The organism is Thermomonas fusca DSM 15424, assembly GCF_000423885.1.
In the GTDB taxonomy this organism is placed as follows: domain Bacteria; phylum Pseudomonadota; class Gammaproteobacteria; order Xanthomonadales; family Xanthomonadaceae; genus Thermomonas; species Thermomonas fusca.
Genome location: NZ_AUIV01000035.1, coordinates 1 through 15,406 on the forward strand (window position 1 = coordinate 1; position 15,406 = coordinate 15,406).

11 protein-coding genes are annotated in these 15,406 nt (G+C 68.2%); all 11 read right to left on the minus strand.

What is annotated here, in order from left to right; genetic code table 11:
* Positions 1-111 precede the first annotated feature (111 nt).
* The gene (locus tag G582_RS0112420; RefSeq protein ID WP_028840107.1) at positions 112-1,608 is read right to left on the minus strand and encodes a UbiD family decarboxylase; all 1,497 of its coding nucleotides are present in this window, start codon (positions 1,606-1,608) and stop codon (positions 112-114) included.
* Positions 1,605-2,711 (minus strand): PLP-dependent cysteine synthase family protein, encoded by a 1,107-nt coding sequence (locus G582_RS0112425; RefSeq protein WP_028840108.1) that lies wholly within the window; start codon positions 2,709-2,711, stop codon positions 1,605-1,607. Before G582_RS0112425 ends, G582_RS0112420 begins: the two co-directional genes overlap by 4 nt.
* A 31-nt stretch (positions 2,712-2,742) precedes the next feature.
* A complete protein-coding gene (locus tag G582_RS0112430; RefSeq protein WP_028840109.1) occupies positions 2,743-4,686 on the minus strand; it encodes a pyridoxal phosphate-dependent decarboxylase family protein in 1,944 nt (647 codons plus the stop codon).
* 17 nt (positions 4,687-4,703) lie between these two features.
* Positions 4,704-5,114 (minus strand): SirB2 family protein, encoded by a 411-nt coding sequence (locus G582_RS0112435; protein ID WP_342777271.1) that lies wholly within the window; start codon positions 5,112-5,114, stop codon positions 4,704-4,706.
* A 10-nt stretch (positions 5,115-5,124) separates the two neighbouring features.
* Complete coding sequence (locus G582_RS0112440) at positions 5,125-6,375, minus strand: NnrS family protein (protein ID WP_028840111.1); 1,251 nt, start codon at positions 6,373-6,375, stop codon at positions 5,125-5,127.
* A 249-nt stretch (positions 6,376-6,624) separates the two neighbouring features.
* Entirely contained in the window at positions 6,625-8,874 is a 2,250-nt protein-coding gene (locus G582_RS0112445; RefSeq protein ID WP_028840112.1) for a nitric-oxide reductase large subunit, read from the minus strand.
* A 141-nt stretch (positions 8,875-9,015) separates the two neighbouring features.
* Positions 9,016-9,768: a helix-turn-helix domain-containing protein gene (locus tag G582_RS0112450; protein WP_028840113.1), complete on the minus strand. Its 753-nt coding sequence runs from the start codon at positions 9,766-9,768 to the stop codon at positions 9,016-9,018.
* 61 nt (positions 9,769-9,829) lie between these two features.
* Positions 9,830-11,230, minus strand: a complete 1,401-nt coding sequence (gene hemN / locus G582_RS0112455; protein WP_028840114.1) for an oxygen-independent coproporphyrinogen III oxidase — start codon at positions 11,228-11,230, stop codon at positions 9,830-9,832.
* A 65-nt stretch (positions 11,231-11,295) separates the two neighbouring features.
* Positions 11,296-11,949, minus strand: a complete 654-nt coding sequence (locus G582_RS0112460; RefSeq protein WP_028840115.1) for a thiopurine S-methyltransferase — start codon at positions 11,947-11,949, stop codon at positions 11,296-11,298.
* A gap of 100 nt (positions 11,950-12,049) precedes the next feature.
* The gene (parC, locus tag G582_RS0112465) at positions 12,050-14,299 is read right to left on the minus strand and encodes a DNA topoisomerase IV subunit A (protein WP_028840116.1); all 2,250 of its coding nucleotides are present in this window, start codon (positions 14,297-14,299) and stop codon (positions 12,050-12,052) included.
* 44 nt (positions 14,300-14,343) lie between these two features.
* A complete protein-coding gene (gene queG / locus G582_RS0112470; protein WP_038054082.1) occupies positions 14,344-15,399 on the minus strand; it encodes a tRNA epoxyqueuosine(34) reductase QueG in 1,056 nt (351 codons plus the stop codon).
* Positions 15,400-15,406 lie beyond the last annotated feature (7 nt).

Here is a 15,406-nt window from a genome sequence, read left to right on the forward strand (position 1 = left end):
GGAGCTGGCGCCGATGCAGGAAGCGCTGGCGCAGTATCCGCAGCTGTTCGACGACCATGACTGGAGCGAAGCGGCCAACTGAGCCGTTTCGTTCGAGCGGGGCCTGCTTCGCTACGGGGTTGCGGCGGCCGGTGATTGTTTGCCGGCCGCCACCCCGCGCCACAGCGTATCCACGCGCTTTTCCACCGCGGCATCCAGCTGGATCGGCTTGCTCCACGTGCGCGTGGTTTCCGCCGGCCATTTGTTGGTGGCGTCCAGCCCCAGCTTCGAGCCGAGGTTCGGGGTGGGGCTGGAGAAGTCGAGGTAGTCGATCGGCGTCTTGTCGATCAGCACGCTGTCGCGCACCGGATCGACGCGGGTGGAGATCGCCCAGATCACCTGCGACCAGTCGCGCACGTCGATGTCCTCGTCGGTGACGATCACGAACTTGGTGTAGGTGAACTGGCGCAGGTACGACCAGATGCCCATCATGATCCGGCGCGCGTGGCCGGGGTACTGCTTGCGGATCGACACCACCGCGATGCGGTAGGAACACGCTTCCGGCGGCAGGTAGAAATCCACGATCTCCGGGAACACCTTGCGCAGCAGCGGCACGAACACGTCGTTCAGCGCCATCGCCATCACCGAGGGCTCGTCGAACGGCGCGCGGCCCATGTAGCTGCCCTGGTAGATCGCATCCTTGCGCAGGTGCATGCGCTGGATGGTCATCACCGGGAAATGGTCCTGCGCGTTGTAGTAGCCGGTGTGGTCGCCGAACGGGCCCTCCAGCGCGGTTTCGGCCGGGTCGATGAAGCCTTCCAGCAGGATCTCGCAGCCGGCCGGCGCGTCCAGCCCGGTCAGCTTGCTGGGCCAGACGCGGGTGCGCTCGCCGCGCAGCAGGCCGGCGAATTCGTATTCCGACAGCGTGTCGGGAATCGGCGCCACCGCCGCCAGCAGGGTGCCGGGATCGGCGCCGATCGCCACCAGCAGCGGGAACGGCTTGCCGGGATGGGTGGCCTTCCAGTCGGCGAAGTCCAGCGCGCCGCCGCGGTGCGGCAGCCAACGCATGATGATGCGGTTCTTGCCGATCACCTGCTGGCGGTAGATCGCCACGTTCTGGCGCGGCTTGCGGGTGCCGCGGGTGACGACCAGGCCAAGCGTGATGAGCTTGGCCGCGTCTTCCGGCCAGCAGCGCTGGATCGGCAGGCGCGACAGGTCGACGTCATCGCCTTCCAGCGTTTCGTGCTGGAACGCGGCTTCGCGCACCTTCTGTGGCGCCACGTGCGCCAGCTGCGCCAGCTCCGGCCAGCTGCTCAATGCGTCGCGCAGGCTGGACGGCCAGCGCGGTTCGCGGATCGCCGCCAGCAGCTCGCCGAGTTCGCGCAGCGAGGCCAGCGGGCGTCCGGCCAGAGCTGCCTCGATGCGGTCGCGATGGCCGTACAGATTGCCGAGGTAGGCATGGTCGCTGCCGACGGGATGTTCCATCAGCAGCGCGGGCCCGCCTTCGCGCAAGGCGCGCAGGCTGAGCGAGGTGGTTTCGAGTTCGGGGTCGACCGGCGCGCCGACGCGCTGCAGGCGTCCGTGGCGTTCGAGTGCGGAAAGGTAGGCGCGCAGGTCGTGGAAGCTCATGAAGAACCGTCGGGTGGGGTGAATGTTCCGGTGGCCAGTGCCGTGGCCAGCGACTGCTGCCATGGCGCGATGTCGAGGCCGTGCGCGTCGCGCCAGCCGGGATCGAACAGGGTCTGCTGGTAGCGCTTGCCGCGGTCGCAGAGCAGGCTGACGATGCTGCCGCGCTCGCCGCGTGCGCGCATGTCCGCGGCCAGCTGCAGACAGGCGGCGAAGTTGGTGCCGGAGGAGCCGCCGTAGCGCGTGCCCAGCAGTTCTTCCAGCTGCAGTGCGGCGGCGATGGACGCGGCGTCCTCGACTTCGATCACGCCATCGACCACGTCGAAGATGAAGCCAGGCTCCACCCGCGGGCGGCCGATGCCTTCGATCCGCGTGGCCCGGCTGGCCACCGCGTCGCGGCTGCGTTCGCGCCAGCCGTGCACGTAACCGCTGCCGGCGGGCTCGGCAACGCACAGACGGGTGTCCATGCGCCGGTAGCGCAGGTAGCGGCCGATGGTGGCGGAAGTGCCGCCGGTGCCCACGCCACAGACGATCCACGACGGCTCCGGCTGCGGTTCGCGGCGCAGCTGGCCGAGGATGGATTCGGCGATGTTGTTGTTGCCGCGCCAATCGGTGGCGCGTTCGGCCAGACCGAACTGATCCAGATGGCAGGCGCCGTTGGCGGCGTGCTCGGCGGCGCGCGCGTGCACCTGCGCCGGGTCTTCGACCAGATCGCACTGCCCGCCCAGCGCCTGCACGTCGAGGATTTTCTGCGGCGCGGTGCAGGCCGGCATCACCGCGATGAACGGCAGTCCCAGCAGGCGCGCGAACCAGGCTTCGGAAATCGCGGTGCTGCCGGAAGAGGCATCCACCACCGTCTGCCCCGGCTGCAGCCGGCCGTTGCACAGCGCGTACAGGTACAGCGAACGCGCCAGCCGGTGCTTGAGGCTGCCGGTGGGATGGCTGGCCTCGTCCTTGAAGTAGAAGGCGATGTCCGGGAAACCGGGGAAATCCAGCCGCAGCAGGTGGGTGTCGGCCGAGCGCGTGGCCTCCTGTTCCAGCAGGGCGAGGGCGTTGCGCACCCAGGCGCGGGCGGCCGAATCGGAGCGGGTCGTGAGCGTGTTCATGCGCCCATGATCCCGCGTCCGCGGCCGATCCTCAATTTCCCGCCGCCAGCAGCGCCCGCACCCGCGCGCCGAGGTGCTCGAAATAGCGGTCGATGTAGCTGATGCCGTTCTCGTGGTCGATCAGGTACGGGTTCATCAGCGTATGGCGCAGGATCATCAGCCGGTCGCCGCCATCCTCGCCCAGCGTCGCCGGATCCAGCCCCAGTGCGTCGAGAATGCGGCGGGTCTCGGTCTCGCCCAGCGCGTCGGGCCGCAGCGTGGTCACCGAGCCGAAGAACTGCTTGTCCTGCAGCGGCCGGCTGGGATCGATGCGCAGTTCGTCATGCACGCGCCGGACGAAGGCGTTGGCAACCGCCACATCGCGGTTGCCGGTCGGGTTCAGCGCGAAGCACACCAGGTTGCTGTCGGGCGCGAATGGCACCACCGCGCGGACCACGTCGCGCAGGTCGTCGGCGAAGCGCAGCGCACGTGCGTGGAAGGCTTCGGCGGAACGGATGGTCTGCGCCGGCAGCCGGCCGAAATGCGCGTGGTCCAGCGGCAGCACCTTGTGGGTGACGTACACGCCGGCCACCGCCGCCCCGGACTTGGAGCCTTCGGGGATGAACTGGCCGAGGCTGCGGTAGCGGCCCATGTAATCCTTCGGCGCCTGGCCGTGGAACACGTAGTCGGCTTCCTCCGAGAGCAGCGCCACCGCGCGGTGGTCGCGGCAGATGAAGGCGCCGGTGCCGTAGGGCAGGTAGCCGAGCTTGTGCGGGTCCACCGTCACCGAATCGGTATCGCCCAGCGCGGCGATGGCGGAATAGACCTCCGCCGACGGGAACGCGCTGAAGCCGGCGGCGATCTCCTCGCGCGAGCGCAGGCTGCCGTCCTCGTTGCGGAACAGGGTGGCGAGGTAGCCGCCCCAGGCGGCATCGACGTGCACCGCGAAGCCCAGCCCGCGCGCGGCGAAGCGCTGGCGTGCGTCCACCACCGCGTCGATCGGGTCGATCGTGCCGTATTCGGTGGTGCCCATCACCGCCACCGCCAACAGCACCGGCTGGCGCTCGCGCAGGCAACGCTCGATGGTGGCTTCCAGTGCGTCGGCGTCGATGCGCATGCCGCGCTCGGGCAGCAGTTCAAGTTGGGCGCGGCCCAGCCCCAGCAGCTTGCAGCCCTTGCTCCAGGAGTAATGGGCGGTGATCGGCGCCAGCACCTTCGGCAGCTTCAGGGTGGGATGGGCGGCGAAGAAACCCGCCAACCCGCGCTGCTCGATGCGCTCGCCCTGCACGCGCGCCTGCCAGCGCCGGCGCTCGCCCGTGCTTGCCTGTGCCAGCCATTGGCCCCAGCGGTCCACCAGCGCGGTGGCCTGGTGCGGATGCAGGTTGAACGCGCTCCAGACGTCTTCGGGCAGATCAAGCTCGGGCACGCCCGCCGCCAGCAGCGCCACCGGGAATGCCTTCTGCGCCAGCGCCAGTCGCAGCGCCTGATAGTTGGCCAGGGTGCCTCCCGAGGTCAGGTGGCCGAAAGCACAGTCCGCGCGCGCCGGGTCGTTGACGTAGCCAAGCATGCCGGCCAGCTGCAGGCCCACCTTCACCTCCAGCTCCACCGTCACCGGCGCGGCATCTTCGGAGACGTTGTTGGGGTTGTAGGGCAGGGTCAGGATCTGCGCGGCCAGCCCGGGCAACAGCAGGTCGGAGGCCATGTGGCCGATGTAACGCGGGCTGTGGAACGGCACCGACTTCTTCAGCGCCGCGGACAGCTGGTGCAGCTCGCGGCGCATGCGCGCCTCGAATGCCTGGTATTCCGGATGCTGCGCCGCCGCGGTGGAGATCGCCGGCGGGTCTTCGGGATGGAAATTGCGCCGCCAGTAGACGTGGTCGCGCAGGAACTCGACGACGAGTTTTTCCAGCAGCGAATCGTTTTCGCCGTAGGGGCCGAGGAAGCAGGCGTCGGGCACGCGCGGCTGCGCGGCGGAAGAAGGCGTCGCGGATTGCATCGAAGGCTCCGGGGAACTCAGCCCAGCAGCGGCAGCAGCCAGCCGGCGGGATGATGCGCGCGGGCGATGCCGTAGATGAACAGGAATGTGGCCAGCGCGGCCACGTAGAAGGCGGCGCGCTGCGTGCGGCTGCGCTTCTCGCGCATCGCCAGCACGCCCAGCACCACATAGACTACCAGCAGCGCCAGCTTCAACGACAGCCAGCCGTTGGCGAACATCGCCTTCGGCAGCATCGAGAACAGCATGGTGGCCGAGGTCAGCAGGATCGTGTCGACGGTGTAGCTGGTGTACTTCGGCAGCCAGTGGCGCGGCCAGCGCGCACCCAGCAGGGCGGCACCGCCGCGCAGCGCGAAGATCGCGCCGCTGCACATGACCGCGTGCACGTGCGTCCACTTGACCTGCGGGTAGAACTCCATCATCGGCGACATGCGCAGGTCCTCAGCCCGGGCGCCCGTCGGCGCGCGGATGCAGGTAGATCGACAGCGAGCGCAGCACCCACGGCAGGAACGCCAGCAGCCAGCCGGCAGCGGCGACCACCTGCCAGAAATAGGAATCCGGGGTGACTTCGGCGGCCACGCGCGTCACCGCCACCAGCTGCAGCGCGGCGAAGGCGAACCAGCCCACCGCCGGCATCGCCATCGGCCGGCCGGAATGGCCCTGCGTCACCCGCGTCACCATCGCCACCAGCAGGCTGCCGAAGAAGCCGATGAACAGCGCATGCGCCGGCCCGCGGCCAAGCACGAATTCGCCGCCGGCGGCATACAGGGCGCTCTGCACCGCATACAGCGCGAACGCCACCGGCAGCCAGGCGAAGCCGAGGAACAGCACCCACAGGATCCCCGGCGCCTTGCCGCGCGGCCACCAGCGCAGCAGCACCAGCGCACTGCCGACCGCCAGCAGCGCATCCACCGGCCACAGCCAGCGGTTGGCATGCGCCAGTTCCAGCGCCAGATGCGCCAGCAGCAGCGCCCACAGGGATGCCAGCACCCACATCGGCCGCCACGCCCGATAGCCCGGCACGGTATTGCCGGCGAAGAACGGGAACATCCGGTGCGCCACCGTCGCGTATACCGGCAGCAGCAGCCCGAACGTGCCGAACTTGATCGACACCGTCACCGCCCACGGCCCGGCGCCGTGCAGGTGCGCCGCCATCAGCAGCAGGCCGGCAAGCCCGAACGACAACGCGGCGAAGCATGACCAGGCGTGCCAGGTCGGCCCCTTGCCGGCGCGGCGCTCGGCCAGCAGCACCCGCAGTAGCTGCGACAACCCATAGGTCCAGCCGACCAGCGACATCACCACGCCGATGTGGACCATCGCCGCCTGCCCGGACAGCATGCCGCCGACCACCGCCAGCTGCCCGCCCAGCAGGCCCAGCCCCACCGGCACGTAATGCCAGCGCGACAGGTCCGGGGTGCCGGTCCAGCGCGGGAAGGTGGTCAGCAGGAAACCAAACATGAATGGCGGCAGCAACTGATACTGCATCACGAACGCGTGCATCCAGCCGCCGAACGGCGTGCCGGTGGGCAGGCCGATGGCGCCCCAGCGCGCGTCGATGAGCCACAGCAGCCACCAGCTCATCGCCAGCAGCACGTTGACCGCGCCGACGAAGAACAGCAGTCGGTGCGGCGCTTCCGCCAGCAGGGCGGGTGAAAGGCCGCCGGCGGGGTCGTTGCGAAGGTTCCTGTCCATGCCGGAAGTGTCGCGCGCGCGGGTGACAGTCGCCTTGATTCAGGTCAGATCGCCGGGGCCGCCGGTCGGCAACGGGCGAGGGAAGACCGGCATCGCGCCCCGCGCCGCCGCGGCACCTTTGCGGGAGCGGAGCCAACCGGCCGCGCTCGTCGGGTCGCCGGGCTGAAGCCCGGGTGCACGGTCGACGCGCCCAAACAAAACGGGGGCGGCCTTGGCCGTCCCCGTGGTCTTGTCGCTTGAGGCGAAGGATCAGTTCGCCGCAAGCTTCGGCTTCAGCCACTTGATGGCCACGAACAGGGCCAGCAGGATCGCGCCGCTGGCGAACACCATGTCACCCGGCATGCGCATCCACACCAGCATGTCGATGATCGGGCGGTTCATGAACTCGGCCGAGCGGGCGAACCAGTAACCGTTCTCCAGCGCCGCGTTGAGCTGCAGCACGCCGAGCGGCAGCAGGGTCAGCAGCCCCATCAGGCCAAGGCCGATGTTGAAGCACCAGAACGCGCCGCGCAGCAGGCCGGTTGGCCATTGCACCTGCGGACGCAGGCCGCGCAGGCAGAACAGCATCAGGCCGATGCCGAGCATGCCGTACACGCCGAATAGCGCGGTGTGGCCATGCAGTGCGGTCAGGTTCATGCCCTGCATGTAGTACAGCGCGATCGGGGTGTTGACGAGGAAGCCGAACAGACCGGCGCCGATCAGGTTCCAGAAGCTGGTGGCGAGGAAGAACATGATCGGCCAGCGGTAGCGTTCCATCCACGGCGTGGCGCGACTGTGGCTCCAGGTCTCGTGAGCCTCAAGCCCGATCAGCGCCAGCGGCACCACTTCCAGCGCCGAGAAGCTGGCGCCCAGCGCTACCGCTGCGGTGGTGGTGCCGGAGAAGTACAGGTGGTGGAACATGCCAAGCACACCGCCGGCCATGTACACGATGGTGGCGAACAGCACGTTGATCGTCGCCGACTTGCCACGCAGCAGGCCCAGCTTCACGAACAGGAAGCTCAGCACCGCCACCGCGAACACTTCGAAGAAGCCTTCCACCCACAGGTGGACGACCCACCAGCGCCAGTAATCGACCACCGACATGTGGCTCTTCTCGCCCCACATCAGGCCCGCGCCGTAGAACAGGGCGATGGCGACGGTGGACAGGAACAGCAGGCCCACGATCGAGGACATCTCGTCCTTGCGCTTGAGCGCCGGCCACAGCGAACGGCCCATCAGCAGCAGCCACAGCAGCAGGCCGATGAACAGGAACGCCTGCCAGAAGCGGCCGATGTCGACGTATTCCCAGCCCTGGTGGCCGAACCAGAAGTTGTACTTCATGTCCATCTTCTGCATCACCGCGAACCACTGGCCGACGAAGGAGCCGACCACGATGATCAACAGGCAGACGAACAGGAAGTTCACGCCAAGGCGCTGGTACTTGGGCTCATAGCCGGAAACCGCGGGCGCGATGTACAGGCCGGTGGCCAGCCATGCGGTGGCGATCCACAGCACCGCAAGCTGGGTATGCCAGGTGCGGGTCAGCGAGTAGGGCAGGATTTCGGAAATCGCGAAGCCATAGGCTTCCTGGCCTTCCACCTGGAAGTGCGCTGTGGTTGCGCCCAGCAGGATCTGGCACAGGAACAGCGCCACCACCACCCAGAAATACTTGGCGGTCGCCTTCATCGAGGGCGTGATGGTGATGCCCTGCAGCGGGTCTTTCTCCGGCGGCGTGGGCAGATCTTCCTTGCGATGGTAGGCGGCGTAGTGCCAGGCCAGCAGGCCGATGCCGCCGATCAGGAACAGGATCGAGAACACCGACCAGATGAAGTTGTCCGAGGTCGGCTTGTTGCCGATCAGCGGTTCATACGGCCAGTTGTTGGTATAGGTGCGGTTTTCGTAGCCGGGGCGGTCGGTGCCCGTGGCCCATGCGGCCCAGAAGAAAAAGCCGGTCATCGCACGGCGGCTGTCCGCATCCGGCATCGTGCCTTCGCGCATGGCGTAGGCCTCACGCAGCTTGTGCGTGGCCGGATCGTTCGAGAACAGGCTCTCGTAGTGCGCAGCCACCGCGCTGATCGCTTGCGCGCGCTGGTTGCTGACCACGATTTCGTTCTTGGCCGCGTCGTAGGTGTTGGTCCGGATCTGCGGCTTGACGCTGGCCTGGATCTTGGCCTTTTCGGTTTCGTCCATGCTGTCGTAGGACTGACCGGTATCGGCACGTGCCTGCAGTTCCAGCATCGCCACGGTTTCGCGGTGCAGCCAGTCGGCCGACCAGTCGGGCGCGATCAGGGCGCCATGGCCCCAGACGGAGCCGAGCTGCTGGCCGCCGATGCTTTGCCAGGCCTGCTGGCCCTTCTGGATGTCGTCCTTGGTGTAAAGCACCTGGCCGTTGGCCGCAACGACGCGATCTGGAATGGGGGGCTTGGTATGGATCAGATCCACGCCAAGCCAAAGCATGACGGCGAAGCTTGCGGCCAGGAGGGCCCCCAAGCCCAGCCATAGCCGTTTGGTGATGGACATTGCGTCTCTCCCGGGAGTTGAACAAGCGATTGAACGAGCGACGGCATCGTCGGCCGATCCGCCGCGCTGCACCATGACTTGCGTCAACTGCCTGCGAGGATCGCGCCGATCAGGCGATTGGGAGTGTTTCGGTTAGCCGCTTCACTCGCGCAGGATCGGCGCCGCCAGCGTTTCCAGGCGGCTGGAATCGAGCAGTTCCACTTCGCGCCGCTCCACCGCCAGCACGCCGTCGTCCTGCATCCGGCGCAGCACGCGGCTCACCGTTTCCGGCGCCAGCCGCAGGTAGTTGGCGATGTCGGTGCGGGCCATGGTCAGCTGGAAGCGCGTGGACGAAAACCCGCGCGCGGACAGCCGCCGCGACATCCCGACCAGGAATGCCGCCACGCGCTGGTCGGCACTCCAGTCGCCGGCCAGCAGGGCGGCGCGGCCGATGTCGCGGCTGAGCAGGCGGAACAGCTCGCGCTGCACGCCGGGCACGCGGGTCGCCAGCACCGAGATCTTCGGGAACGAGAAGCGGCACAGCATCACTGTGTCCAGCGCGATCGCGTCACAAGGGTAGCGGTGGCCGTCGATGGCATTGAGACCGATCACTTCGCCGGGGAAGTGGAACCCGAGCACGTGTTCGTGCCCTTCGCGGTCGGTGACGCAGGTCTTGACGCTGCCGGCGCGCACCGCGGCGATGGCCTCGAACGGGTCACCCTCGCGGAACAGGTAGTCGCCGGCGTGGAACGGGCCGATGTGCTCGACCAGCACGTGCAGTTCCTTCAGCGCGCTCTTGTCCATGCCCTGCGAGAGGCAGGCGTGGGAGAACGCGCAGGTGGTGCAGAACTGCAGTTCGTCGCCATCGTCGGACAGGACCTGCGGGCCCAGCCGCGGAAACGGCAGATTGCTCATCGCGGGCACCCGCTGGGGCAACGCCCCGGAACCGGTCTGGCGTCGATATCGCGGGGACGGGTCAGATCGCGCGGGAGAAGCGCGGCCGGGCGTCGGGTTCGGGCGGGGCCAGGTATCGGTCGAAGCACATGGCAATGTTACGCAATAGCAGCCGTCCTTGCGAGGTGGCTTCGATGCGTCCGGGCAAAACCCGCACCAGTCCGTCCTCGGCCAGCGGCCGCAGGCGCTCCATTTCCTCGCCGAAGTACTCCTCGAAGCGGATGCCGTAGCGGCGTTCCAGCGCGGCCATCGGGATCTCGCCCTGGCACATCAGCGACTGGATCAGGTCGGCGCGCAGCTCGTCGTCCTCGCTCAGGCGCATGCCGCGGAACACCGGCAGGCGGCCGGCGTCGATCGCCGCTTCCCACGAAGGCAGGTCGCGCGGGTTCTGGCTGAAGCTGTTGCCGATATGGCTGATCGCGGAGACGCCCAGGCCCACCAGGTCGCTGTCGGCGTGGGTGGTGTAGCCCATGAAGTTGCGGTGCAGGCCGCCGCGCGCCTGGGCGCGGGCCAGGTCGTCGTCGGGCAGGGCGAAATGGTCCATGCCGACATAGACGTAGCCCGCGGCGCTGAGCTTCTCCACCGCCAGCTGCAGCAGCGCCAGCTTTTCTTCGCCGCTCAGCAGCAGTTTCTCGTCGATCTGCTTCTGCGGCTTGAACAGATGCGGCATGTGCGCGTAGCTGTACACCGCCAGGCGGTCCGGGCGGATCTCGGTGACGATGTCCAGGGTCTTGCCGAAGCCTTCCAGGTTCTGCCCGGGCAGGCCGTAGATCAGGTCGATGTTGACCGAGCGCAGGCCCGCCTTGCGGCTGGCGTCCACCACCGCACGGGTTTCCTCCACGCTCTGGATGCGGTTGACCGCCTCCTGCACTTTCGGGTCGAAGTCCTGCACGCCCAGGCTGGCGCGGTTGAAACCGATCTTGGCCAGTTCCGGCAGCCAGCCCGGCTCGCAGAAGCGCGGGTCGATCTCGATGGAGATGTCGCGGTCGCCGGCTTCGGCGAAATGGAACTGCCGGCGTAGCGCATCCACCACGTCGCCCAGCTGCTGCGGGGTGAGGAAGTTGGGGGTGCCGCCGCCGAAATGCAGCTGGATCACCTCGCGGTCGCGGTCGAACATCGGCGCGACCAGCGCGATCTCGCGGTGCAGCCGGGCCAGGTAGGCTTCGCCGCGGGCCAGATCGCGGGTGATGATGCGGTTGCAGCCGCAGTAGAAGCAGGGGCTGAAGCAGAACGGCACGTGCACGTACAGCGACAGCCGGCGCGGGATCGGCTCCTCGTTGCTGGCCTGCACGACCTCGCGCAACTGGACCTCGCCGAAGTCCGCGGTGAACTGCGGCGCGGTCGGGTACGACGTGTACCGGGGACCGGGTCGGTCATAGCGGCGCAACAGGCCGGCATCGAAGGCGATGTGCTGGGAATGCATGGGCGCAGCTTAGGGCAGATTGGCAGGGATGCGAATTGATCCGGATCAACCCGCGTGGCGGGCTTTCACCGGCGCTGCAGCGCGTAGACGGCGGTCTGCAGGCTGGAAACCCCATTCACGAAACCCGAGTGGTCGGCCGGAATCGGGCGACGCTCGCGCAGGTCAACGCGCCAAGCGTCGGCGTAAAGCTCCCGCACTTCCTGCTCCTGCACCGCGAACGGCGGGCCATCGCGTTCGGCCTGCGGGTACTCCAGGGTGATGAGCAGGCCGCGGCAGCCAGCGGGCAGGCGCGCCTGCAGTTCGCCCGCGTAGCTCCGGCGCAACGCCGGCGGCAGCGCGATCAGCGCGGCGCGGTCGAACACGGCGCTGCAGCTGGCCAGGAGCTCTGCGTCCAGGCCGAAGGCGTCGCCGCAGATGATCTCGATGTCGCCGGCGCGGAAATGCGTGCCGTAGCGGCTGTCCTCGATGGCGGGCTGCAGGCCGTGTTCGGCGAAGAACTGCTCGATCGCCAGCCGCGACAGCTCCACCCCGAGCACCCGGTGTCCCTGCGCCGCCAGCCAGGCCATGTCCAGCGATTTCCCGCACAGCGGCACGAAAGCCCGGGCGCCGGCGGGCACGCCCAACGCCGGCCAGTGCTTCTGCAGCAGCGGGGTGGGCGTGGACTGGTGGAAGCCGATCTGGTTCTGCTGCCAGCGCTGGTGCCAGAAATCAGGGTGCATGCGGGTCTCCTTGCTCGACGGCGCCTACCGCCGCGCATTTCGCTACGCCGCTCGAAATGCGGCTACGCGAAACGCCCGGCCGTCTCGCCGTCGATGATGGTTACGGTTCGACCCCCAGCCCGTCCACCTTCTGCCAACCGCGCGGCAGCAGGCCGCCGCGCGAGCCGCGGGCGCCGAGGTAGGGATCGAGGTCGCGGAAGGCCAAGGTCATGGTGCGCGCGCCGGACTGCACCAACAGCTTGCCGCCCTCCGGCACCACCGCGATCGCCACCACTCTCTCGGTGCCGCGCTTGGCCTTGGGGATTTCGATGATCTTGTTGCCTTTGCCCTTGTCGAGTTCAGGCAGCTCGGCCACCGGGAAGGCCAGCACATGGCCGGCGCTGGTGACAGCAACTATCCGGTCGACCTCGACGCTGGCCACCGCCGCCGGCTGCAGCACGTGGCCGCCTTCGGACAGCGACAGCAGCGCCTTGCCGGCCTTGTTGCGGCTGGTCAGGTTCTCGAAGCGGGTGACGAAGCCGTAGCCATGGCTGGAGGCGATCACCAGCCGCTCGTCGTTGCCGCCGCTGGCCAGCGCCTCGAAGCTGGCGCCCGGCGCCGGCGAGAAGCGCCCGGTCAGCGGTTCGCCATTGCCGCGCGCGCTGGGCAGGGTGTGCACCGAGGTCGAGTAGCTGCGACCGGTGGAATCGAGGAAGGCCACCTGCTGCGTGCTGCGCGAGCGAACCGCCGCCAGCAGGCGGTCGCCTTCGCGGTAGGACAGCCCGGCGGCATCGATGTCATGGCCCTTGGCGGCGCGCACCCAGCCCTTGTCGCTGACCACCACGGTCATCGGCTCGCTTGCCACCAGCTCGGTCTCGTCCAGCGCCTGTGCGGCCTGGCGCGCCACCAACGGGCTGCGGCGGGCATCGCCGAACTTCTTCGCATCGGCCAGCAACTCGTCCTTGATCAGCTTCTTCAACTTGGCCTTGTTGTCCAGCGTGGTCAGCAGTTTTTCGCGCTCGGCCGCCAGTTCATCCTGCTCGCCGCGGATCTTCATTTCCTCCAGCCGCGCCAGCTGCTTCAGCCTGGTGTCGAGGATGTAGTCGGCCTGGTCCTCGGACAGCCGGAAGCGCGCCATCAGCACCGCCTTCGGCTCATCCTCGGTGCGGATGATGCGGATCACTTCGTCGAGGTTGAGGAAGGCCACCAGCAGGCCCTCGAGCAGGTGCAGGCGACGCTCGACCTTGTCCAGCCGATGTTTCAGCCGGCGGGTGACGGTGGTCTGGCGGAAACTGAGCCATTCGCTGAGCAGCATCTTCAGGTTCTTCACCTGTGGACGGCCGTCCAGCCCGATCACGTTCATGTTGACCCGGAAGCTCTTCTCCAGGTCGGTGGTGGCGAAAAGGTGGCCCATCAGCTGTTCGGCGTCGACCCGGTTGCTGCGCGGGATCAGCACGATGCGGGTGGGGTTGGCGTGGTCGGACTCGTCGCGGATGTCCTCCAGCCACGGCAGCTTCTTGGCCCGCATCTGCGCGGCGATCTGTTCGATCACCTTGCTCGGGCTGACCTGGTGCGGCAGCTCGGTGATGACGATGTTGGCGTGTTCCTTCACGAATACGGCGCGCGCACGCACGCTGCCGTTGCCGGTCTCGTACAGGTTGAGCAGGTCGGCAGGTGCGGTGATGATTTCCGCCGCGGTGGGATAGTCCGGGCCGCGCACGTGCTCGCACAGGTCACGGACCGTCGCGTCGGGGTCGTCCAGCAGGCGCACGCAGGCGCTGACGATCTCGTTGAGGTTGTGCGGCGGCACGTCGGTGGCCATGCCCACGGCAATGCCGGTGGTGCCGTTCAGCAGCAGGTGCGGCAGCCGCGCCGGCATCCACGTGGGCTCTTCCAGGGTGCCGTCGAAATTCGGCGTCCAGTCCACCGTGCCCTGGCCGAGCTCGCCCAGCAGCACTTCGGCGATCGGCGACAGCTTGGATTCGGTGTAGCGCATCGCCGCGAACGATTTCGGGTCGTCGCTGGAGCCGAAGTTGCCCTGGCCTTCGATCAGCGGATAGCGCCACGAGAACGGCTGCGCCATCAGCACCATCGCCTCGTAGCAGGCGGAGTCGCCGTGCGGGTGGTATTTGCCGATCACGTCGCCGACGGTGCGGGCGGATTTCTTCGGCTTGGCGGAGGCGTTCAGGCCCAGCTCGCTCATCGCATAGATGATGCGGCGCTGCACCGGCTTGAGGCCGTCGCCGATGAAAGGCAGGGCGCGGTCCAGCACCACGTACATGGAGTAGTCGAGGTAGGCGCGCTCGGCGTACTCGCGCAGGGGGATCTGTTCGAAACCGTGGAAGGTGGCGCGGAGGAGATCGTCGTTCATCCGGCCATTCTAAGGCCAGCGCGACGATGGCCGGCAGGTCGCGCTCAGCCCGCGCCGTGGCGGCGCAGCGCCCATTCCACGTGCTCGCGCACCACCGCCGAGGGATGGTCGCGGCGGGTTTCCAGCGCGGCCAGCACTTCCGGCGTGGTCGGCGCGTTGCCGAGGGCAATCGCGATGTTGCGCAGCCAGCGCTCGTGGCCGCTGCGGCGGATCGCGCTGCCCTCGCTGCGGCGCAGGAATTCGTCTTCCTCCCACGCGAACAGCTCGGCCAGGCTGGCCTTGTCCAAGTCGTTGCGGGCGCGGAAGTCCGGCTCGTCGCTGCGCTTGGCGAACTTGTTCCACGGGCACACCAGTTGGCAGTCGTCGCAGCCGTAGATGCGGTTGCCCATCAGCGGGCGCAGCTCCTCGTCGATGCTGCCTTCGTGTTCGATGGTGAGATAGGAAATGCAGCGGCGCGCGTCCAGCCGGTAGGGCGCGGTGATCGCGCCGGTGGGGCAGATGTCGATGCAGCGGGTACAGCTGCCGCAATGGGCGGTGGCGGGCGGGTCGATGGGTAGCGGGATGTCGACGAAGAGTTCGCCGAGGAAGAACCAGCTGCCGCCTTCCTTGTCGATCAGACAGGTGTGCTTGCCGATCCAGCCCAGCCCGGCGTTGCGCGCCAGCGCGCGTTCCAGCACCGGCGCGGAATCGGTGAAGGCGCGATGGCCGAACGGGCCGATCTCCGCCTGCACCACCTCGGCCAGTTTCTGCAGGCGGTTGCGCATCAGCTTGTGGTAGTCGCGGCCCAGCGCGTAGCGGGCCACATAGGCGCGTTCGTGCTCGCGCAGGTTGGCCCAGGCGGCGTCCGGGTCCTTGCCGTAGTCCAGCCCCACCGAGATCACCCGGATCGTGCCCGGCAGCAGCTCCGCCGGGCGCGCGCGCATCGCGCCGTGGCGCGCCATCCATTCCATCGAGCCGTACAGCTGCTGGCCCAGCCAGTCGAGCAGGTGCGCCTCGTCCTGCTTGAGCTCCACCCCCGTGATGCCCACCCGCTGGAAGCCGGCGGCGTGCGCAAGGGCGCGGATGCGCGCGGCAAGCGCGTTGTAGTCGGGCGTGGACATGGCGCAA